This window comes from Halopseudomonas pertucinogena, assembly GCF_014646575.1.
Taxonomy (GTDB): domain Bacteria; phylum Pseudomonadota; class Gammaproteobacteria; order Pseudomonadales; family Pseudomonadaceae; genus Halopseudomonas; species Halopseudomonas pertucinogena.
On record NZ_BMNN01000002.1, the window covers coordinates 360,125 to 380,740 of the forward strand.

Sequence of the window (20,616 nt, forward strand, 5' to 3'; positions counted from 1 at the left end):
GGCACGTTCGGCTGGATCGGGTCTGACCTGGTCCAGAAGCTCTGTTTCTTCGCTGCTGTGCCGATCAGGTGCATTATTATTATTGGTCATGAGCATGCCCCCACCTTCAGTCGTAACACTGGTCGGATCGCGTTGGGCGATCCGCGCTGCGCGTCAGTCTCCGCTGACTACGGGAACACTAACCCCATGCCACATCCCGGTGCCTCCCTGCAGTGTGCCTGCCAACTATGACAATGCTGATACAGTTTTGTTTTGATCAGTTTCACAGTTTTGGCAAATAGCCAAGGGGATCAACAGGCTGGCCCCGCCGACGAATCTCGAAATGCAGCTTCACCCTGTCGCTGCCGGTGCTGCCCATTTCGGCTATCGTCTGGCCGGCCTTTACCTGATCGCCCTCCTTGACCAGCAGCCGGCTGTTGTGGGCATAGGCACTGAGATAGGTCTCGTTGTGCTTGATGATGATCATGTCACCATAACCCAGCAAACCGCGGCCCGCGTAGACTACCGAGCCGTTTGCCGCTGCTTTGACAGGCTGACCCAATTGACCGGCAATATCAATCCCTTTATTCAAACTGCCGTTCGATTGAAACCGTGATATGAGAGGCCCCTGAGCCGGCCACTGCCACCCGGAAACGGCTGCGGTTCCGCTGGTTGCCGGGGTAGTCGAAGGGGCGGTTGCCGGCCGGGTGGCTGGTGCCGGAGTGGCGGCCGGCGCAGTGGAAGCCGGTGCCGTCGCGGCGGGAGATGGAGTGGTTGCCGGCCGGGAGGCGGCAGCCGGGCGAGCAGGCGCCGGCGAGCTGGTAACACGGGTCGGGCTGCGGTCGGCCGGCGCAGCCGCTGCCCTGCCGCCGCTGGCTCTGTTGCCGGTAGCCAGACTCAGCCGCTGTCCGGGATAGATGGTATAAGGCGCGCGCAGGTTGTTATTGGCCGCCAGCGCCTTCCAGTCCCAACCGTAGCGGAAGGCGATGGAGTACAGGGTGTCCCCGCGCTGGACCACATGACTGCCGCTGGTTACCTGCTGGGCGCGATAACCGCCACGGCTGCGGTCGTCCACCGGCGCGGTCCCCGAGGGGCCGGCGCAGCCGACCAGGAGCAGGGTCAGAAGCATCACCCCGGGCAAGCCAGCGCTGCAGATACTCCTTTGCCTCACAGTCTTCCCCCAGTTCAATGAATTCGGTTCCTGCTGCGTATCACTTGTGGCTGACGCGCCGGCCAATCCGTTCCAGCGCAATGACCAGCACGATGGCTGCAATCATCAGCCCCAGCCCGGCCAGCCACCAGGAAGGCTCGCCAGTCAGCGACTCGTAGGTCGCCGGCAGCACATTGTCCTGCAGCAGCGGCTCCAGTTCGCCCTTGCTGTTCTCGCGCCAGCTGACGGTCTGCTTCCACGGCCAGACCTTGTTGAGCGAGCCGATCAGCAGTCCGGTAGCTACCGCCATGGTGGCATTGCGGGCATGGTCCAGCAACCAGGACACCAGCCGCGCGAAGCTCAGCATGCCGACGCCACAGCCGGCGGCGAAGATCAACAGCATGGCAAGATCAAAACTGCGCACGGCGCCGAGGATCGTCGCGTACAGTCCCAGCAGCACCAGCACGAAGCTGCCGGAGATGCCCGGCAGGATCATCGCGCAGATGGCAATGGCACCGGCCAGGAAGATGAACAGCGGAGCCGACGACCACTGGATCGGCGCGGCCACGGTGATCATGTAGGCAAAGGCCGTGCCCAGCGCCACCAGCAGCAGCGTCCAGATGTTCCAGCGGTGGACTTCACGCCCGACGATGTATACCGAGACCAGGATCAGCCCGAAGAAGAACGACCAGGTCAGCTCGCCATGTTCCTCAAGAAGATAGCCCAGCAGATTGGCAAAGGCAGCGATACTGGTGAGCACCCCCGCGATCAGGCAGATCAGGAAGGTACCGTCTATAGCCCGCCAGGTACTGCGCAGCTCCCCCCGCAACAGCCACAGCAGCTTCTCCGGCGTACAGGCACCCAACGCCTTGAGCAGGCGCTCGTACACCCCGACTATCAGTGCGATGGTGCCACCGGAGACCCCCGGTACCACATCGGCGGCACCCATGGCCATGCCCTTGAAATAGATCAGCACATAGTCGAGGAAACGGTGATTCAAGTGTGTATTGCTCCGGACAAGAGGGGGACAAACCGTACCGGTTCGACCTGCTGACGGATGAATTGATCCCCATCACGTGTCACAAGGGTAAGAAATTGCTCCCTGGCGCCTACCGGAATGACCATCCGCCCGCGCTCGGAGAGCTGGGCAAGCAGCTCGGCGGGAATCTCCGCCGGGGCAGCGGTGACCAGGATCGCATCGTAGGGCCCGTACTGGGGCCAGCCCCAGTTGCCGTCGGCGTGACGGTAGACCACATTGCGGATATCGATGTCCCGCAGTACCGCCTTGGCCCGTTCCTGAAGCGGCAGGATGCGCTCAACGGTGAACACGCGCTCCACCACCTGCGCGAGGATCGCCGTCTGATAGCCCGAGCCGGTCCCGACTTCCAGCACCTTGTCCAGCGGCCCGCCACCCAGCAGCAGCTCGGTCATGCGCGCCACTATGTAGGGCTGGGACAGCGTCTGGTTATGGCCGATGGGCAGCGCCGTATCCTCATAGGCACGGTGTGCCAGCGCCTCGTCCACAAACAGGTGGCGGGGAGTACGACGGATCGCCTCCAGCACATTGAGGTCGCGGATGCCCTCCTCGAACAGGCGCTCCAGCAACCTTTCGCGGGTCCGCTGTGAGGTCATGCCTATGCCGCTTTTCATCAGATCTTCACGCACCTTGCGCCACCCTCAAGTCACCCAGCCAGTCATTCAGGTGGTCGAACACCTCGTAGTGGGTCTTGTCGACCCGCAGCGGTGTCACCGAGACGTAGCCTTGCATCACCGCATTGAAATCGGTCCCGTCGCCGCCGTCCTCGGCATCGCCGGCCACCGAAATCCAGTAACCCTCCTTGCCGCGGGGGTCGGTCCATTTCACCGGCCGCGCTGCCCGCTGACGGTGGCCCAGACGGGTAAGCACTGCGCCCTTGATCCGGTCAAGGGGCAGATTGGGTATATTCACATTGAGCACGGTGCGCGGCGGCAGTTCCAGCTCGGCGTGGGCCTGCACCAGGCTGCGGGCAATGGACGCCGCTGCCACCAGGTTGTCGGTCTGGCGACCGACCAGCGAAAATGCCATGGCCGGACGGGACAGGAAGCGCCCCTCCAGCGCAGCGGCCACGGTCCCGGAATAGAGCACGTCATCGCCCAGGTTCGCGCCCAGGTTGATGCCGGATACCACCATATCGACGCTGTCCGGGAACAGCGCGTTGAGACCCAGATGCACACAGTCGGTCGGTGTGCCGTTGAGGCCGACGAAGCCGTTCTCCAGGTAGAAGGGGCGCAGCGGCTTGTCCAGAGTCAGGGCGCTGCTGGCGCCGCTGCGGTCCTCGTGGGGGGCAACCACCACACAATCGGCATAGTCGTCCAGTGCGCCGTGCAGGGCCTTGAGGCCCGGCGCCAGCACACCATCATCATTGGCAATGAGAATACGCATCAGGTTTCGCTTTCCAGTCCGCCGCCCGGCTCGTCGTCGAGCCATACCAGCTCGTGCAGTACTGCAGTGGCAAAACAGCCGGTCGGCAGGGTGAATTCAATTTCAAGGCTGTCCATTGCGGGATAATGCCACGTCAGGCCGGCAATGGGGAGTCGAAGAATCCGCCGCTGCTGCTCCAGACCGGCACTTTCCAGCCATTGGCACAGCTGGGGTTCGGTCTCGGCCAGGCGCCTTTCCAGCGCCAGCACCTCGCCGGAAACCGGCGCGGCGCCGCCGCCCCAGAGCGGACCGGTGACGTGGATATCCAGCTCGTCGAAACGCCGGTCGTCAGCCGCCAGCCGGTCGGCGGCGAAATGGCTGCGGCTGTCGGTGAATGCCAGACAGTCCCCGGGCTGAATGCGGTTCCAGCTGCCTTCGGCCACCCGCTGTGCCAGCAGCCTGTTGAACAGCAGGCTGCGCGCGGTCGACAGCAGCCGGGAACGGGTGCCCCGGGCCGGCGGCAGGCCACCACGCTCGGCCCACTGCCTGGCCTGTGGTACGTTGCCGCCGTCCCGGCCGAAGCGCTGGGGACCGAAATAGTTGGGTACGCCCTGCTCGGCAATGCGTTGCAGACGCTCATCGAGCCGGGCGTGTTCGGCCTGCAATGCGGTCAGGCGGATGACAAAGCGGTTGGCGCGGTGTGCGCCCCGCTGCAGTTTACGACTGTGCCGGCTGCTGGCCAGGCAGCGCAGCTGCTCGGTCCACAGCGGGGTGAAGTCCGGGTCTTCACGGCCCGGCAGTTGCAGGCTGAACCACTGGCTGGTGACTGCCCGACGGTCCTTGATTCCGGAATAGCTGACATCGCGCAACTTCAGGCCGGCGCAGCGGGCCAGTTGTCTGGCGACATCTTCGGTATTCAGGTCACGCTTCTCGATCAGCAGCCAGAGATGCTCCCCTGCTCCGCTGAGTTCGATGTCCAGGATCTCGGTGACCCTGAAATGCTCCGGCTCGGCCTTGAGCACCGCCCGGCCACAGGGTTCGCCATGGGCCCGGGGGCCCAGCCAGTCCTCCCGGTCGGCGCTCACAGGGACAGCAGCAAGGCGACGGCGTGAACCTCTATGCCTTCCTTGCGGCCGACAAAGCCGAGGGATTCGGTAGTGGTCGCCTTGATGTTGACCTGATCGAGTCCAACCTGCAGATCACTGGCCACCCGCTCCCGCATGGCCTCGATATGCGGCGCCAGCTTCGGCGCCTGGGCGGCGATGGTGATATCGGTATTGCCGACCTTCCAGCCCCTGGCATGTACCAGCTGCAGCGCATGGCGCAGCAGTACCCGGCTGTCGGCGCCCTTGAACTGCGGATCGGTGTCGGGGAAGTGCCGGCCGATGTCACCCAGCGCGGCGGCACCCAGAATCGCGTCGGTCAGCGCGTGCAGCACCACGTCACCGTCGGAATGGGCCACCAGGCCGCGGTCATGGGGGATCTGGACCCCGCCCAGAGTGATGTAATCGCCCTCACCAAACCGGTGAACGTCGTAACCGTGACCAATACGCATGGAATACCTGCCGAGCTGAAAAACGAAGGGGGGATATTACCGTGTCCGGGTTACCGGAAGAAGTGGCTGATGGTCCCCGAAAGGCCGGGTTCCACCCCGGCCACGCGGGTTGCAGCCAGTTCGCTGCGTCGAGATGGAACTCGACGCTCCCAAAGACACCCCGCCCGGGAGGGCCGGGTTCCATCCCGGCCACGCGGTTGCAGCCAGCTCGCTGCGTCGAGATGGAACGCGACGCTCCCAAAGACACACCGCCCGGGAGGGCCGGGCTCCAGCCCGGCCATGCGGGTTGCAGCCAGTTCGCTGCGTCGAGATGGAACTCGACGATCCCCAGGGCACACCGCCCGGGAGGGCCGGGCTCCAGCCCGGCCACGCGGGTTGCAGCCAGCTCGCTGCGTCGAGATGGAACGCGACGCTCCCAAAGGCACGCCGCCCGGGAGGGCCGGGTTCCATCCCGGCCACGGGGGCTGCAGTTACCTCCGATCGTCGAGATGGAACTCGACCATCCAGGTTGCGCAGCTCAGCAGTCAGATACAGCCCAGCGCCTGCGCATGATGCCGCAGGTGGTCATCAATGAAGGTGGAGATGAAGAAGTAACTGTGGTCATAGCCCGGCTGACGGCGCAGCGTCAACGGGTGCCCGGCCGCCGCGGCCGCCGCTTCCAGCGCCTCCGGCTTGAGCTGCTCGGCGAGGAAGTTGTCCGCATCACCCTGATCCACCAGCAGCGGCAGACGCTCCTCGGCGTTGGCGATCAGCTCGCAGGTATCCCACTGCTTCCACTGTTCCCGATCGTCACCCAGGTAATTGCCGAAGGCCTTGTGGCCCCAGGGGCAGTTGATCGGGTTGGTGATCGGCGCAAAGGCCGATACCGACTGGTAGCGCCCCGGGTTCTTCAACGCGCAGATCAGCGCCCCATGGCCACCCATGGAGTGACCGCTGATGGCGCGCCTGTCCGAAACCGGGAAGTTGCCTTCGATCAGGCCCGGCAGCTCCTGCACCACGTAGTCGTACATCTGGTAGTGCCGCGCCCAGGGCTGCTGGGTGGCGTTGACGTAGAAGCCCGCCCCCAGACCGAAGTCCCAGGCGCCCTCCGGGTCATCGGCCACGCCCTCGCCCCGCGGGCTGGTATCCGGCGCGACAACGACCATGCCCAGCTCCGCCGCCATGCGCTGGGCGCCGGCCTTCTGCACGAAGTTCTCGTCGTTGCAGGTCAGCCCGGACAGCCAGTACAGCACCGGCAGCGGTTTGCCCTGATCCGCCTGCGGCGGCAGGTAGATGGCGAAGATCATGTCGCAGCCCAGCACCTGGGAGCGGTGCCGGTAACGCTTCTGCCAGCCACCAAAACACTTGTTGGCTGACACCAGTTCAATAGCAGAGTCCATTACAGATTCTCCTGTTCGTGATCCCAGGGGTGATCAGAAGTGGATGACCGAACGAATGCTCTTGCCCTCGTGCATCAGATCGAAGGCCTTGTTGATGTCTTCCAGTCCCATGGTATGGGTGATGAAGGTATCCAGCGGGATCTCGCCCTTCTGCGCCTTCTCCACGTAGCCGGGCAGCTCGGTACGGCCCTTCACGCCGCCGAAGGCACTGCCGCGCCATACCCGGCCGGTCACCAGCTGGAACGGACGGGTACTGATCTCCTGACCGGCACCGGCCACACCGATGATGGTCGACTCGCCCCAGCCCTTGTGGCAGCACTCCAGCGCAGCGCGCATCAGCTCCACGTTACCCACACACTCGAAGGAGTAGTCCACGCCGCCATCGGTCATGTCGACGATCACCTGCTGGATCGGCTGGTCATGGTCCTTCGGGTTGACGAAGTCGGTGGCACCCAGCTCCCGGGCCTTGTCGAACTTGTCCGGGTTGATGTCGATTGCAATGATGCGGCTGGCACCGGCCATTTTCGCGCCGATGATCGCCGCCAGACCGATACCGCCCAGACCGAAGATGGCCACCGTGGAGTCGGCCTCGACCTTGGCGGTGTTCAGCACAGCGCCGATGCCGGTGGTCACACCGCAGCCCAGCAGGCAGACCTCCTCCAGCGGGGCATCCTTCTGGATCTTGGCCAGGGATACTTCCGGCAGCACCGTGTACTCGGAGAAGGTCGAGCAGCCCATGTAGTGGTAGATCGGCTGGCCCTTGTAGGAGAAGCGGGTGGTGCCGTCAGGCATCAGCCCCTTGCCCTGGGTCTCGCGCACGGAGCTGCACAGGTTGGTCTTGCCGGATTTGCAGAACTTGCACTCGCGGCATTCGGCAGTGTAAAGCGGGATCACATGGTCACCCACCGCCAGCGAGGTAACGCCCTCGCCCACCGCTTCCACGATCCCGCCGCCCTCGTGACCGAGAATGGCCGGGAACACACCTTCCGGGTCATCACCGGAGAGGGTGAAGGCGTCGGTATGACAGACACCGGTGGCAACAATGCGCACCAGCACCTCGCCGGCCTTCGGTGGCGCCACATCCACCTCGACGATTTCCAGCGGCTTGCCTGCCTCGAATGCCACAGCGGCGCGGGACTTGATCATGGACTACCTCCATCCTGATGAATACTTGGGGACCCATAGTGTAGTAAACCGTCTCCTCATGGATAATAGCCCCGCAAACAAAACATTATTGCCACATGGGGACAATAGGATGAGTGACTGGAGCGGACTGGATGAGTTTGTCGGCGTGGCTGAGCTGGGCAGCTTCAGCGGAGCGGCGCGACGGCTCGGCGTATCCTCCTCCCATGTCAGCCGCCAGATCGCCCGACTTGAGGAACGCCTGCAGACGCGACTGTTCTACCGTAGCACTCGCAAGGTCACGCTTACCGAGGCCGGGCAGACGTTCCTGCAGCACTGTCAGCGACTGCAGGACGCCCGGGACGAGGCCATGCAGGCGGTCACCGACCTGTCCAGCGAACCGAAGGGTCCGCTGCGCATGACCTGCTCGGTAGCCTACGGCGAGGAGTTCATCATGCCGCTGGTCAACGACTTCCTGGAAAGATACCCCCGGCTGCGCATCGAGATGACCCTCACCAACCAGACGCTGGACCTGCTGCATGGCCAGTTCGACCTGGCCATCCGCCTCGGGCGGCTGCAGGACTCCCGGCTGGTCGCTACCCGTCTGGCACCGCGGCGCATGTATCTGTGCGCCGCTCCAGCTTATCTGGACCACCACGGCGCGCCGCACAGCCTGTCCGAGCTGCCCCGGCACAACTGCCTGATCGGCAGCAGCGACACATGGAGCTTCGCCGAAGCCGGGCGCGAGATAGAAGTACGGGTACAGGGCAACTGGCGCTGCAACAGTGGCCGGACGGTGCTGGACGCGGCACTGCGCGGCATCGGACTCTGTCAGCTGCCCGACTACTACGTGGGAGAGCATCTGCGCAGCGGTGCCCTGCGCTCCCTGCTGAGCCAGCACCAGCCGCCGCACACCGCCGTCTGGGCGCTCTATCCGCAACAGCGCCATCTGTCACCCAAGGTACGCAAGCTGGTGGACCACCTCAGGCGTGAACTGATGCAGCGCCCGGAATATCAGGAAAGCTACTGAGATTGAGTGCAGGCCGTGCTGGGGCGCAGCACCTGGGAGTCTCCGTCGTTGCGCTGGTGCGCCCCTGATACGACCGTTTGATGCCATGGATGGCATCAACGAGCCTACATGGATGTATTCACGGCGCGTCGTAGCAGGGGCGTACCAGCGCAACGGCCTGCACACGCCAAGCAATAGAAGTCACCACTCAGGCACAAAAAAGGGAGCCCTCAGGCTCCCCTTCTCACCGCACCGCGATCAGCGATGGCTTTCGGCACGCTGCTGCAGCTCGGGGTCGGTCTGCATGCGGGTAGCAATCTCGTTATAGGTGGCCACGTCCAGGTCCGCGTCCTGAACCGCTTCGACCATTTTCTCCTGGGCTTCCAGCTGGAGCTTCTGCGCTTCTTCCTGATCTTCGGCCTTGCTCAGCTTCTCGGAGAACTCGTCACGCAGCTCGGCCACTTCCTTGTCCGCCTCGACAAACTTCTTCAGGTTGTCATCGCTGATCGGGGCGGCGGCCGGCTGACCCTGCTGGTACTGCTGCGGAGCACCCTCAGCCTGGGCCATGACAGCGGGAGCACCCAGGCCGAAGGTGGCAAAGGCGATGGCAGCGGTCAGTGTCTTGAGGTTATTCATGGGTCGATCTCCTTCTGTTGAAAGTAACCCAACCCTTCCACGAAGCGTGCCAGTCTGACGAAAACACGAGTAACTCATTGATAACAAACAGTTAGTAAATTATATGCGTACCGCTGGGGAATCCCGCAGCCCGGCCAGGGTCCGAGGATCATGTATACAAAATACACATGAGAAAAAAAGACCCGGTCAAAATGAATACAACTGCCCCTCCCTCCTACCGCTTTGGCATCAGCGGCCTGCAGCGCTCCCTGCTCCTGTTCGTGGTACTGCCCATTGTCCTGCTCACCGCCCTGGGCATCCGCTTCGGACTGGGCCAGGCCAATCAGTTCCAGGAGAAGCGCCTGAAGAATGACCTGGAGCTGATCGGCCGCGCGATCAGCCTGCCGGTGGGCAATGCGCTGAACAAGGGCGACATGCACGCCGTCGAGCTGGCGCTGGGCTCGGTGTTCGTCCTTGGTGAAGTCTATGGCGCCTCGGTATTTGACGCCGCCGGCAATCGCATCGCCTCCGCGGGGATCACCGAGAGCGATCTGACCGGCACCACCATTCCCGACCGCATCCGCAGCACCGGCGAGGGGCAGGAAGCCTTCAGCCGGGTCGGTGGCCGCCATCTGTTCTCGCACTTCCTGCCGCTGTTCGATACCGCCGGGCAGATCCAGGGGCTGATCCAGATTACCCGCCGCGCCAGTGATTTCGGTCATGCGCTGCAGCAGCTGACCATCATCGCCTGGCTGGTATGGGGAGTGTTCAGTCTGGTGATCCTCGCTGGCGTGCTGCTCGGACACTATGGCGGCGTCGGCCGTCACGTCGACAAGCTGCTGGAGCACATGCAGCGGGTAGCGGCCGGTGATCTGTCCCACCGTGCCGCCCTCGACGGGCCCAGCGAGGTAGCCAGCCTGGCACTGGGCCTGAACCGGATGCTGGACAGCATCGAGCAGGCCAACCGGCAGCTGGAGGCCCACCAGGCAGCCGAAACCCAGCTGCTGGCCCAGCTGAAGGACAACGAGAAGATGGCCGCCATCGGCAGCATGGCCAGCGGCATCGCCCATGAGCTGGGCGCACCACTGAGCGTGATTGACGGTCGTGCCCGACGCCTGGAGCGCTCGGCCAATCTGGACGAGCAGCAGCTGCACAACCTGGCCGGCATCCGCAGCCAGGTCAGCCGGCTGACCCGCACCGTCAACCAGTTGCTGGACTATTGCCGTCCCACCGCCATCCGCCTGCGCGACCTCACGCCCGCGGTACTCATCGAGACCGCCGTGGAAGCCATCCGCCCGGAGCTCGAGGCCGCCGGGCGGGCGCTGCACAGCCACATCGAGGCCGACCTGCCGACCTTCCGCGGCGATGGCGGACGGCTGGAGCTGGCCTTGCTGAACCTGCTGCGCAACGCTCTCCAGGCGTCCCGCTCCGCCATCACCATCCATGCCGTCGAGGAACGGCAGCAGCTGTGCATACGCATTACCGACGACGGGCCGGGCCTGCCGGACCACGCGCTGGAGACCCTGCTCGAACCCTTCTTCACCACCAAGTCACCTGGTGAGGGTACCGGCCTGGGGCTGGCCATCGTCCAGGCGGTGGCCGAGGAACACGGCGGAAGCCTGCAGCTGCGCAACCGACCGACCGGGGGATGCGAAGCGTCACTGTGCCTGCCACTGACCAGGGAGGAACCGAACCATGGGTAACAACGAACATATATTGCTGGTGGAAGACGATCGGGGGCTGCGCGAGCTGCTGCAGGAGGAGCTGGAAGCAGAAGGTTATCGGGTCACCCCCTGCGCCGATGCCGAGCATGCCGGCGAGGTACTCGCCAGCGATCTGCCCCAGCTGCTGATCAGCGACCTGCGGCTGCCCGGCGCCGACGGGCTGAGCCTGCTGCCGCTGCTGCGTGACTGCGCGTCGCCTCCCGCAGTGCTGATCATCACTGCCTTCGGTTCGGTCCAGCAGGCGGTCAAGGCCCTGCAGAAAGGCGCCGATGACTTCCTGACCAAGCCGCTGGAGATGGACCATCTGCTGCTCACGGTCAGGCGCCTGCTGGAAAACCGCCGGCTGCGCAGCGAGGTGCAGCATTACCGCAGCCTGCTGGCGGTGGAGCAGTTCAGCGGCATCATCGGCCAGAGCCCGGCAATGCAGCAGCTGTTCCACCAGATCCGCCAGATCGCCACGGCCGACGGCCCGGTGCTCATCCAGGGAGAAAGCGGCACCGGTAAGGAGCTGGTCGCCCGCGCCCTGCATGACCGCAGCAGTCGCAAGGGCCAGCCCTACCTCACGGTCAACTGTGGTGGCATACCCAGCGAGCTGATGGAAAGCGAGTTCTTCGGCCATGCCGCTGGTGCCTTCACCGGTGCTCGCACCCAGCGCGCCGGCCTGTTCCAGCAGGCCGACGGCGGCAGCCTGATGCTCGACGAGCTCGGCGAAATGCCCCTGGCGCTGCAGGCCAAACTGCTCAGGGTACTGCAGGACGGCCGCATGCGGCCGGTGGGCAGTGATCACGAAATCCAGGTGGATGTGCGCATCATCGCCGCGACCAACCGCAATCTGACCGAGGCGGTGGCCGATGGCAGCTTTCGTGAGGACCTGTTCTACCGGCTGGAGACCTTCTCGCTCCAGGTACCACCACTGCGCGCCCGGGGCGATGACGTGCAACGGCTCGCCGAGTTCTTCCTGACCCGTTTCAACAGCCGCCGGCAGCGACAGATCAAGGGGTTCAGCGACGACGCCCTGGCGGTGCTGGCCAGCTACCCCTTCCCCGGCAACGTGCGCGAATTGCAGAACGCGGTGGAGCGGGCCGCCACCTTCTGCGACACGCCGCTGATTGAGGTCCGTCACCTGCCCCAGCGCATCTGCGAGCAACCGGCGGAGCAGGTTGCCCATGCTCAGCATGATGTCGTGCACATGCTGCCGCTCAATGGCGAGCCAGACGGCATGCCTTCGCTGGAAACCGTACAACGCAATTACATTCATCAGGTGCTGCATGCCACCGGCGGCAACAAGCGGCGGGCGGCGGAGATCCTCGGCATCACCCGGCGAACCCTTTACCGCTGGCTGGAATAACCCTTTACAGTTTCTTTACCCGGCAGGTCCCCCGCTTGACAGTCCGGCCCAGTAGACTTGGGCCACTGTATCCCTGGTATCGGAAGGAAACTGCGCATGAGAGTAAACCGGCGCCTGTTATGGACATCCGCCGCCCTGGCGGTCGCCGCCGCGCTGATCTGGCATTTCTGGCTGAACACCGAGCGCAATGGGCCGGAACTGGTCACCACCCCGGTGGAGCGGGCGGACATCGAGGACAGCGTCACCGCACTGGGTACGCTGGAGCCGCTCAATTACGTGGACGTGGGCACCCAGGTTTCGGGGCAGCTCAAGGTGCTGCACGTGGCGGAGGGAGACCAGGTGGAGGAAGGCCAGCTGCTGGCGGAAATCGACCCCACCATTTACCTCGCCAAGGTCGAAGCCACCGAGGCGCAGCTGGAGAACCTGCGGGCCCAGCTCGCCGACCGTGAGGCCAGCCAGGTGCTGGCACGGCTGCAGGCCGAGCGGCAGAACAATCTGATAAAACTGGACGCCACCAGCCGCGAGGCGGTAGAGCAGGCAGACGCCAGCCTGCGCTCGGCCAATGCCCAGATCAAGGCGCTGCAGGCGCAGATCCGCCAGCTCGAATCCCAGCTCAAGGAGGCCCGGGCGGACCTTGGCTATACCCGTATCCACGCACCGATGAGCGGTACCGTGGTGGACCAGCTGGCCAACCAGGGCCAGACCCTGAACGCCAACCAGACCGCACCGATCATCGTGCAGATCGCCGACCTCAGCACCATGACCGTCCGCACCCAGGTCTCCGAGGCCGATATCACCCAGCTGGAAGTCGGCATGCCGGTGTGGTTCACCACCCTCGGCCAGCCCGACGTGCGCCGCGAGGGAGTCCTGCGCCAGATACTGCCGACACCGGAAGTGGTCAACAACGTGGTGCTGTTCAACGCCCTGTTCGACGTGCCCAACCCCGACGGCAAGCTGCTGCCGCAGATGAGTGCCCAGGTGTTCTTTGTCCGTGCTGCGGCCGAGAATGCCCTGAGTATCCCGGTCTCCGCCCTTCAGCCGGCTCCTCGGGCAGGCGACGCCGCCAGCCCCGGCAGGCCGTTCCGCGTTCAGGTGCTGGTCAACGGCCAGCCCCGGGAACGGATCGTCCATATCGGTGTGATGACCCGGGTCAGCGCCGAGGTGCTCGAAGGCCTGGAAGAAGGCGAGGAGGTGGTGATCTCCGGCGGCAGCCCCGCTCCCCGCAGCCAGCCCCAGCGCGGCGCCCCGCGCCCGAGGTTCTGAGATGAGCACACCGCTGATCCGCCTGGAAGGCATAGGCAAGACCTACCGTAACGGCGAGCTGGCCACAACGGTGCTGCGCGATGTCGATCTGGACATCCACGACGGCGACTTCGTCGCCATCATGGGCGCCTCCGGCTCCGGCAAGTCGACACTGATGCACCTGCTGGGCTGCCTTGACCGGCCCAGCACCGGCCGCTACCTGTTCGCCGGGGAGGATATTGCGGGACTGGACAGTGATCAGCTGGCCAGCCTGCGCAGTCGCACCTTCGGCTTCATCTTCCAGAGCTACCATCTGATCTCCTCGGCCAATGCCACCGAGAATGTCGAAGTCCCGGCTATCTACGCCGGCCAGCCCCGGGAGCAGCGTCACGCCCGGGCAGAGGAGCTGCTGACCTCACTGGGTCTGGGCGAGCGCCTGGGCAACCGTCCCAACCAGCTGTCCGGCGGCCAGCAGCAGCGGGTATCCATTGCCCGGGCGCTGATGAATGACGCCCGCGTTCTGCTGGCCGACGAGCCGACCGGCGCACTGGACAGCAAGAGCGGCGAGGACGTGCTGCAGCTGCTCAAGGACCTGCACGCACGGGGCAAGACGGTCATCGTCATCACCCATGACCGGGAGGTGGCCAGCCATGCCGACCGGCTGATAGAAATCCGCGATGGCCGGATCATCCACGACAGTGGCCGCAGACAGCCCGGCGCGGCAGACCCGACGCCAGGCATCAGCAGCCAGGCCACGCGCGGGGAGAGCACGGCGACTTTCGGCGATACCAGCGAAGCCGTCCGCATGGCCCTGCGCGCGCTGCGGGCCAACCTGTTCCGTACCGTGCTCACCCTGCTCGGCATCGTGATAGGTGTGGCATCGGTGGTGGTCATGCTGGCCGTGGGCAACGGCGCCCGGCAGGAAGTGGTCGAGCGCATCAGCGATATGGGCACCCACCTGCTTATCGTGCGTCCGGGTGCGCCCAATACCCGGCGCTCGGCCGATGGCTCCACCAATACCCTGACTGCAGAGGATGCTGCCGTTGCCGCCACCATCGACAACGTGGTGGCAGCGGTACCGGAGGTGCAGACCCGCGCCACGGTCAGAGCCGGCAATACCGACGCCCAGACCAGCATCACCGGCACCACCGCCGAGTTTGTCGCCGCCAAGAGCTGGCCGGTAGCCAACGGGGTATTCATCAACGATGAGGACAACCGCCGTTACGCGGCGGTGGCCGTGATCGGCCGCACCGTTGCCAACAACCTGTACTCCGACCGGGACCCGCTGGGCGAATACATGCTGATCGGCAACGTGCCCTTTCTGATCATCGGCGTGATGCAGGAAAAGGGCGCCACGCCCTGGGGGCAGGATCAGGACGACGTGGTCTTCGTCCCGCTCAACACCGCAACCAACCGGCTCATCGGCTCCCGTCATCTGAGCAATATCAGCGTACTGATAGAGGATCTGCAGCTGTCCGATGCCACCCAGGAGGCGGTGCGCCAGGCGATTCTGGCCAACCACGCCGGGGTGGAGGACTTCCAGATCCGCAACATGGCCTCGCTGCTGGAGAACGTCGCCAGCACCCAGAACACCTTCACCGTGCTGCTCGGCTCAATTGCCGCCATCTCCCTGCTGGTGGGCGGCATCGGCGTGATGAACATCATGCTGGTCAACGTGTCGGAACGGACCCGGGAGATCGGCATCCGCATGGCGACCGGGGCACGCACGCGCAATATCCTGCAGCAGTTCATGGTGGAGGCGGTGGTGGTCTCGGCCATCGGCGGGGCCATCGGCGTGGTCCTCGGGCTGGGTTTTGCCGGCATGCTGCAGTACTTCGGCACCGCCATCCAGTTCACTCCCGGTCCGGTGCTGCTGGCCTTTGGCTGCGCCTTTGCCACCGGCCTCATCTTCGGCTTCATGCCTGCCCACAAGGCAGCGCATCTCGACCCCGTGGTGGCTCTCAGTGCGGACTAGACACTCCCTTTGCCTGGCCTTCGGCCTCAGCCTGCTGGCCGGCTGCAGTCTCAACACCCCCATACCCCAGGGCAGCATCGAGCCGCCCCGGCAATGGAATACCGAGGCCGACTCGCTGGTCTGGCCCCAGGCACGCTGGTGGACCGAGTACCAGCAGCCCCAGCTGTCGCAGCTGGTAGCGCAGGCCCGCAGCGGCAACCTCGATCTGGCCAGCGCCGCGACCCGTCTGCTGCAGGCCGACGCCCAGCTGCGCCAGAGCGGTGCCAGCCTGCTGCCGCAGCTGGACGGCAGTGCCAGTGGCCGCCGCGCAGGCGGCGACGGCCAGAGCAGCGGCAACAGCTTCAATGCCAGCCTCAACGCCAGTTACGAAGTGGACTTCTGGGGCCGCAACCACGCCGCCGTGGAAGCGGCAGCGGCCAACCTGAACGCCACCCGCTACGACCTTGAAGCGGTCGCAATCAGCACCGACGCCGCGGTGGCCAGCACCTGGTTCCAGCTGGTGGAAAACAGCGCCCGCCTGCAACTGGCCCGGGGCAACCTGGCCGCCGCCGAGCAGGTACTGACGATAGTCGAAGCCCGCTATCGCTACGGCGCCGATGACAGCCTGGCGGTCAGCCAGCAACGGGCGCTGGTGGCCCAGCTGCGCGCCAATCTGCCGTCGCTGGAACAGCAGACCCTGCAACTGCGCAACAGCCTGGCGCTGCTGCTCGGCCAGGGGCCCGACTTCCGGCTCGGGGAACTGCCGGACATGGCGGCCATCCGTGTGCCGGAGCCAGGTGCCGGCCTGCCCTCGGAGCTGCTGGCCAGACGTCCTGATATCCGCGCCAGTGAGCAGCGTCTGGTGGCGGCAAACGCCAACCTGACCATCGCCCGTGCGGCGCTCTATCCGAGCATCCAGCTGACCGGCAACTACGGAGCGCAGAGCTCGTCGCTGTCCGATCTGATCAGCAACCCGCTTAATACCTGGGGCTTGGCCGCCGGACTGACCCAGCCGGTCTTCAACGCCGGCCGCATCCGCGCCCAGATCGACATCAGCGAAGCCAGCCAGCAGGAAGCGCTGATCGGTTACCAGCGGGTCATCCTCGACGCCCTGATCGACGCCGACACTGCCCTCGGCGCGCTGCACCAGGCACGGGAGCAGTATCAGCTGCAACAGGCAGCAACAGCCGAAGCCGAACTCGCCTTCGAACTGGCCCAGGCCCGCTACAAGGCCGGCGCCATCACCCTGCAGAATCTGCTCGACACCCAGCGCTCGTATTTCCAGAGCCAGGACAGCCTGGTGCAGCAGCGCGCCGCCTGGTTGCAGGCGACGGTGAGCCTGTACCGGGCGCTGGGGGGCGGGTGGCAGGAGGCGGGTTGAGCCGGGGGAGTTGGGGGGGTGCGGGGTGCGAGGGTAGAAGTATGGAGCGAATTACGAGGATGGGAACGGGCGTGCGTTGCACGCCAATCGCGGCGAGGTCGCCGCTCCTACAGCAGGTAGGGGGCCGATGCAGGCAAGCCAAGCAGGAAAAAGCTCGAGCTGGGTTTTCCGTAGGAGCGGCGACCTCGCCGCGATCGGGCTGCGCAGCAGCCCCGGTTGTGCCGCACCCGCTCCGCACCACCCACTCCGCCTCATCCGTTCGCCCGTTAGCCATCCCCGCCCCGACCAAGTAACATGAATCTCCCCATTCCACCCACCCGACGGAGACCCACCTTGTCCGAACTGCGCCTCGCCACGCTGGATCAGCGCCGCTTCCAGCTGCATGACACCGCCCTGCCGGGTCTGGCCGGTCAGCTGAACGGGCTGGATGCGCTGTGCCGCACCCTGGGCGTTACCCCGCTGAGCCAGTTCGTTGATATCACCGCGCTGGAATTCGCCGAGGCCAGCCGCCTGCTCGCCGAAGACGCCGATACGCCGCCGCGCACCTATCCGGAAACCGGCCTGCCCTGGGGCATTGAGGACATGGACTGGTTCCCGATCAGCACCGGGATGATCACCCTGGAGGCGCTCAGCAGCCATCTGCAACGCAACCGGCCGCGGGAGCTGGCCGGCGCCGACCGTGGCCAGCTGCTGGAGGCGCTGGCCTTCTGCGAGGCCCAGCTGCGACCGCTTGAGACCGAGGGCGGCCAGTTCCACCTTGCCGCCGGCCACTGACCTGCTCCGGCATCACGCCTCGGCCGGCGACCCCCGACGCAGCGTTGCCAGGCAGCCGGCTACGTCCACCTCGTCGATCTGCTCGGGCCGCAGGAATCGCTCGGCATAACGCAGATAGACCCCGGTCGAAAGGAACAACGCAAACAGTTCACCGTCGATGTGCTGCTCCTTCACCATGCGCATCATGATGCCGATGGATTCGGACAGGGTCTTGGCCTTCTTGTAGGGCCGGTCTGCCGCCGTCAGCGCCTCGAAGATATCGGCGATCGACATGATCCGCGCCGGCACACTCAGCTGCTCCGCCGTCAACCTGCGGGGATAGCCGCCGCCGTTGAGCTTCTCGTGATGGTTGGCGGCAATATCGGGCACCTGCTGCAGGTGACGGGGGAATGGCAGGGTGCTGAGCATGACCAGGGTATGCACGATATGCTCGTTGACCTTGAAGCGCTCCTCCGGCGTGAGGGTGCCGCGGCGCACGGTCAGGTTGTGCAGTTCACCGAGGTTGTAGGCGTATTCCGGCAACTGCATGTCAAAGCCCCAGACGTTGGCCGGGTCGCCCTTCTCCACCGGCGGCTTGCGTTCGCCCCAGGGGATCCGGTGCTCGGGCTTGTCATCCAGCAGTCGCTCGGTCACCGGCAGTGGCTGGGGCGGGCGATTCGCCAGGCGTGCGCGTTCCTCTTCCGACAGGCCCAACCGGTCGTCGAAGTGCCGCTGCCAGGTACGCTGCGCGATGCGCTGCAGCTCCGCCACGCGCTCGTCGGACATGGCCTCGCCACCGATATTGGCCGCGGCGACCGTGGCAAAATCCCGCTGCAGCCCGGCCAGCTCACGCTCCAGCCGCTCGGCCAGTTCATCCTCGGCCTCACCCCGCCAGCGTCCCTGCCAGTAGGCCAGCTGGGCATCCCGGTGCAGCACCTCGAAACGGGTGCGCACCTCGTGAATGCGGTTGTACAGGCTCTCCAGCTTGGTCGCCTTGTCCACCACATACTCCGGGCTGGTGATCTTCCCGCAGTCATGTAGCCAGGCGGCGATCTGGAAGGCGTAGCGCTCCTCATCGTCCGGCTGGTAATCGGCCAGCGGCCCGGTCTGCACCGACGCTGCCTGATCCAGCAGCATCTGCGCCAGCTCCGGCACCCGTTCGCAGTGGCTGCCAGTGTAGGGCGACTTGGCATCCACTGCATGGGCCAGCACCTTGATCACCGACTCGAGGAGCGCCTGCTGCTGCTCGAACAGCTGGCGGGTCTCGATTGCCAGGGCCAGCGAGCCGGACAGTTTCTGCAGATAGCGCTGGAGATAGGACGCGGTCCGCTCATCGGTTTCCGCCTGCAGCCGCACCGATACCAGGCCCAGCAGCACGCCCTTGCGGTCATGCAGGGGCAGTATCAGGCTGCGCGGGTAGCGCTTTCTCAGTACTGCCAGCGCGTCGTACAGCTCGCCGTCCAGGGACTCGGACATGACAAAGCTTTCCGGATAGGGAAAGTCGCCGTACACCGCGGCCCGGTCCAGCCGGTCGTTTTCCTCGTCACAGAGATAGACCACCCCACTGGGACCGTCGGCCATTTCCACCAGGTGTTTCAGTACTTCGGGCAGCATCCGGTCCAGTTCCAGCTCCCGGCTCAGCGTGGTGGTGATGGCCTGGAAGTGGCCCAGCGCCGCCACCATCTGGCTTATCGCCTGGCGCAGCTCATTGACCTCGCGGACCCGCGACGGCGCCGGCGCCGGTGCGCTCAACTCGAAGGCCGCCAGCGCATGAACCCAGCCGGACAGTTGCCTGATCGAGCCACCCAGGCGCACCCCCAGAACCCAGCCCAGCAACAATACGAGAATGACCAGCAGAAGGGCCAGCGCCGCCTGATGGGCAAGCACCTCCCGTGCCTCGGCCAACAGTTCCCAGGCCGGTATCGCAATGAGGATCCGGGCATTGCTCTGGCTGAACCCCACCAGTGGCATGTTCAGCCCGTACCAGAGCTGGCCGTCCACCCTGAAGGGCGTCGGCGCGGCGTCGGTGGGCAGTGTCAGCAGCCGAGCCAGCGGCTCCACGCCGAGCTCATCCAGCCGGGCCAGACGAAACCCCGCGCCATCGCTCTTCAGCACGCGGTGGGGTTCGGGGTAGGCGATCACCCCGGCCTGTTCATCATGGATGGCCAGCTCGGTGCCGGAGGTCAGCCGCAGGTCCCGCACCTCCATGGCCAGGTCGTCCAGCGCTGCGTCCATGCCGATCACCGCACCGCCGCCATGGGCGCGAACCGCCAGGCTCACTCCCACCTCGCCGGTGGTGAAGAAGACATAGGGGTCGGTGATATTCAGTTCCCCCGGCTCGATGACGTTCCGATACCAGGGGCGCAGGCGCGGGTCGAACCAGTAGTCCGGCGTACTCCGCTCCAGCTGGAGCTGGAGCTGCCCGTCGAGAAACAGCCAGCGCCCCCGCAGCTGGCCATGGTCGTCCCGGGCGATGCTCTGCAGCAGGTAGGCGGCATCGGCCGGCGCCGAGGGAATGCGCGGGGTCTCCCGCTGCAGGGGCCGCAGCAGCAGGAATTCGCCGTCGTCATAGCCGATGTAGACCGCACTGAGCATGGGGTTGGATCGCAGCACCTCCGCCAGCACCGGCAGGTGCTGGAGCCGGACGTCCATGTCCTCGGCCTCCGCCAGCGGGCTGTGGGCCAGCACCCGGATCACGTTCTCCGCGGGTGAAATGAGGCGCCTGGCCCGCTCGTTGAGCACTGCAGCGAGCTGTCGGGCCGAGTCGTTCGCTGCGGCCACCAGCGCTGCGCTGCCTCCCCGGTAACCCTGCACCAGTACGATCGACAGCATGGCCAGCACACAGAGGATGATGGTGCCGGCGATCAACCACTGAACAGGTAGTCCCTTGACCTTCTTGCGCATGCCAACCCCGCTGAAAATGCATTGTTAATGGCATTGTGCTATCAGCATAGTTCAGATCCGGTATCCGTCAGGTTACAGCTCTGCGACATAAGTCGAAGCG

Annotated in this window: 17 protein-coding genes; 7 read left to right on the forward strand and 10 right to left on the reverse strand. The window is 65.3% G+C overall.

Annotated elements, in window-relative coordinates:
• Positions 1–262 precede the first annotated feature (262 nt).
• From IEW63_RS06840 to IEW63_RS06875, 8 genes are all read right to left on the reverse strand, one after another.
• On the reverse strand, positions 263–1,108 hold the full coding sequence (locus IEW63_RS06840) for a peptidoglycan DD-metalloendopeptidase family protein (protein ID WP_188636068.1): 846 nt from the start codon (positions 1,106–1,108) through the stop codon (positions 263–265).
• 82 nt (positions 1,109–1,190) lie between these two features.
• Positions 1,191–2,129, reverse strand: coding sequence for a polyprenyl-phosphate transporter (locus IEW63_RS06845; RefSeq protein ID WP_496357442.1), 939 nt, complete (start codon positions 2,127–2,129; stop codon positions 1,191–1,193).
• Positions 2,126–2,779 carry a protein-L-isoaspartate(D-aspartate) O-methyltransferase gene (locus IEW63_RS06850; RefSeq protein ID WP_188635860.1) on the reverse strand — a complete coding sequence of 218 codons (654 nt, stop codon included), beginning with the start codon at positions 2,777–2,779 and terminating at the stop codon, positions 2,126–2,128. The genes IEW63_RS06845 and IEW63_RS06850 overlap by 4 nt, the downstream gene beginning before the upstream one ends.
• 7 nt (positions 2,780–2,786) lie before the next feature.
• Positions 2,787–3,551 carry a 5'/3'-nucleotidase SurE gene (surE, locus tag IEW63_RS06855; RefSeq protein ID WP_188635861.1) on the reverse strand — a complete coding sequence of 255 codons (765 nt, stop codon included), beginning with the start codon at positions 3,549–3,551 and terminating at the stop codon, positions 2,787–2,789.
• On the reverse strand, positions 3,551–4,615 hold the full coding sequence (gene truD, locus IEW63_RS06860) for a tRNA pseudouridine(13) synthase TruD (RefSeq protein ID WP_188635862.1): 1,065 nt from the start codon (positions 4,613–4,615) through the stop codon (positions 3,551–3,553). The genes surE and truD overlap by 1 nt, the downstream gene beginning before the upstream one ends.
• Entirely contained in the window at positions 4,612–5,085 is a 474-nt protein-coding gene (gene ispF, locus IEW63_RS06865; RefSeq protein WP_188635863.1) for a 2-C-methyl-D-erythritol 2,4-cyclodiphosphate synthase, read from the reverse strand. Before ispF ends, truD begins: the two co-directional genes overlap by 4 nt.
• A gap of 524 nt (positions 5,086–5,609) precedes the next feature.
• On the reverse strand, positions 5,610–6,464 hold the full coding sequence (fghA, locus tag IEW63_RS06870) for an S-formylglutathione hydrolase (RefSeq protein WP_272872579.1): 855 nt from the start codon (positions 6,462–6,464) through the stop codon (positions 5,610–5,612).
• Positions 6,465–6,497: 33 nt separating this feature from the next.
• Positions 6,498–7,610: an S-(hydroxymethyl)glutathione dehydrogenase/class III alcohol dehydrogenase gene (locus tag IEW63_RS06875; protein ID WP_188635864.1), complete on the reverse strand. Its 1,113-nt coding sequence runs from the start codon at positions 7,608–7,610 to the stop codon at positions 6,498–6,500.
• A 109-nt stretch (positions 7,611–7,719) separates the two neighbouring features.
• On the opposite strand from IEW63_RS06875, the gene IEW63_RS06880 reads away from it, so the two are divergent.
• On the forward strand, positions 7,720–8,616 hold the full coding sequence (locus IEW63_RS06880; RefSeq protein WP_188635865.1) for a LysR substrate-binding domain-containing protein: 897 nt from the start codon (positions 7,720–7,722) through the stop codon (positions 8,614–8,616).
• Positions 8,617–8,853: 237 nt separating this feature from the next.
• On the opposite strand, the gene IEW63_RS06885 is transcribed toward IEW63_RS06880, so the two are convergent.
• Positions 8,854–9,231, reverse strand: a complete 378-nt coding sequence (locus IEW63_RS06885) for a DUF4168 domain-containing protein (protein ID WP_188635866.1) — start codon at positions 9,229–9,231, stop codon at positions 8,854–8,856.
• 191 nt (positions 9,232–9,422) lie between these two features.
• Here IEW63_RS06885 and IEW63_RS06890 point away from each other — a divergent pair, with 191 nt between their 5' ends.
• The 6 genes from IEW63_RS06890 (at position 9,423) to IEW63_RS06915 (ending at position 17,633) form a co-directional block, all read left to right on the forward strand.
• Positions 9,423–10,913 carry a sensor histidine kinase gene (locus IEW63_RS06890; protein WP_188635867.1) on the forward strand — a complete coding sequence of 497 codons (1,491 nt, stop codon included), beginning with the start codon at positions 9,423–9,425 and terminating at the stop codon, positions 10,911–10,913.
• Positions 10,906–12,282, forward strand: coding sequence for a sigma-54-dependent transcriptional regulator (locus tag IEW63_RS06895; protein WP_188635868.1), 1,377 nt, complete (start codon positions 10,906–10,908; stop codon positions 12,280–12,282). Before IEW63_RS06890 ends, IEW63_RS06895 begins: the two co-directional genes overlap by 8 nt.
• Before the next feature lie 96 nt (positions 12,283–12,378).
• The gene (locus tag IEW63_RS06900) at positions 12,379–13,545 is read left to right on the forward strand and encodes an efflux RND transporter periplasmic adaptor subunit (protein WP_188635869.1); all 1,167 of its coding nucleotides are present in this window, start codon (positions 12,379–12,381) and stop codon (positions 13,543–13,545) included.
• Between the two features lies 1 nt (position 13,546).
• A complete protein-coding gene (locus IEW63_RS06905; RefSeq protein ID WP_188635870.1) occupies positions 13,547–15,499 on the forward strand; it encodes a MacB family efflux pump subunit in 1,953 nt (650 codons plus the stop codon).
• Positions 15,489–16,859 (forward strand): efflux transporter outer membrane subunit, encoded by a 1,371-nt coding sequence (locus IEW63_RS06910; protein WP_188635871.1) that lies wholly within the window; start codon positions 15,489–15,491, stop codon positions 16,857–16,859. The genes IEW63_RS06905 and IEW63_RS06910 overlap by 11 nt, the downstream gene beginning before the upstream one ends.
• A gap of 333 nt (positions 16,860–17,192) precedes the next feature.
• On the forward strand, positions 17,193–17,633 hold the full coding sequence (locus tag IEW63_RS06915; protein ID WP_188635872.1) for a hypothetical protein: 441 nt from the start codon (positions 17,193–17,195) through the stop codon (positions 17,631–17,633).
• A 12-nt stretch (positions 17,634–17,645) separates the two neighbouring features.
• Here IEW63_RS06915 and IEW63_RS06920 read toward each other — a convergent pair whose 3' ends face one another.
• Complete coding sequence (locus IEW63_RS06920; protein WP_188635873.1) at positions 17,646–20,516, reverse strand: HD domain-containing phosphohydrolase; 2,871 nt, start codon at positions 20,514–20,516, stop codon at positions 17,646–17,648.
• Between the last annotated feature and the right edge of the window lie 100 nt (positions 20,517–20,616).

Bases quoted from the DNA above. Each gene is read 5' to 3' on its own strand.
- IEW63_RS06840 (WP_188636068.1), bottom strand. From the start codon at position 1,108: ATGCTTCTGACCCTGCTCCTGGTCGGCTGCGCCGGCCCCTCGGGGACC.
- IEW63_RS06850 (WP_188635860.1), bottom strand. From the start codon at position 2,779: ATGAAAAGCGGCATAGGCATGACCTCACAGCGGACCCGCGAAAGGTTG.
- surE (WP_188635861.1), bottom strand. From the start codon at position 3,551: ATGCGTATTCTCATTGCCAATGATGATGGTGTGCTGGCGCCGGGCCTC.
- ispF (WP_188635863.1), bottom strand. From the start codon at position 5,085: ATGCGTATTGGTCACGGTTACGACGTTCACCGGTTTGGTGAGGGCGAT.
- fghA (WP_272872579.1), bottom strand. From the start codon at position 6,464: ATGGACTCTGCTATTGAACTGGTGTCAGCCAACAAGTGTTTTGGTGGC.
- IEW63_RS06875 (WP_188635864.1), bottom strand. From the start codon at position 7,610: ATGATCAAGTCCCGCGCCGCTGTGGCATTCGAGGCAGGCAAGCCGCTG.
- IEW63_RS06880 (WP_188635865.1), top strand. From the start codon at position 7,720: ATGAGTGACTGGAGCGGACTGGATGAGTTTGTCGGCGTGGCTGAGCTG.
- IEW63_RS06885 (WP_188635866.1), bottom strand. From the start codon at position 9,231: ATGAATAACCTCAAGACACTGACCGCTGCCATCGCCTTTGCCACCTTC.
- IEW63_RS06890 (WP_188635867.1), top strand. From the start codon at position 9,423: ATGAATACAACTGCCCCTCCCTCCTACCGCTTTGGCATCAGCGGCCTG.
- IEW63_RS06895 (WP_188635868.1), top strand. From the start codon at position 10,906: ATGGGTAACAACGAACATATATTGCTGGTGGAAGACGATCGGGGGCTG.
- IEW63_RS06900 (WP_188635869.1), top strand. From the start codon at position 12,379: ATGAGAGTAAACCGGCGCCTGTTATGGACATCCGCCGCCCTGGCGGTC.
- IEW63_RS06905 (WP_188635870.1), top strand. From the start codon at position 13,547: ATGAGCACACCGCTGATCCGCCTGGAAGGCATAGGCAAGACCTACCGT.
- IEW63_RS06920 (WP_188635873.1), bottom strand. From the start codon at position 20,516: ATGCGCAAGAAGGTCAAGGGACTACCTGTTCAGTGGTTGATCGCCGGC.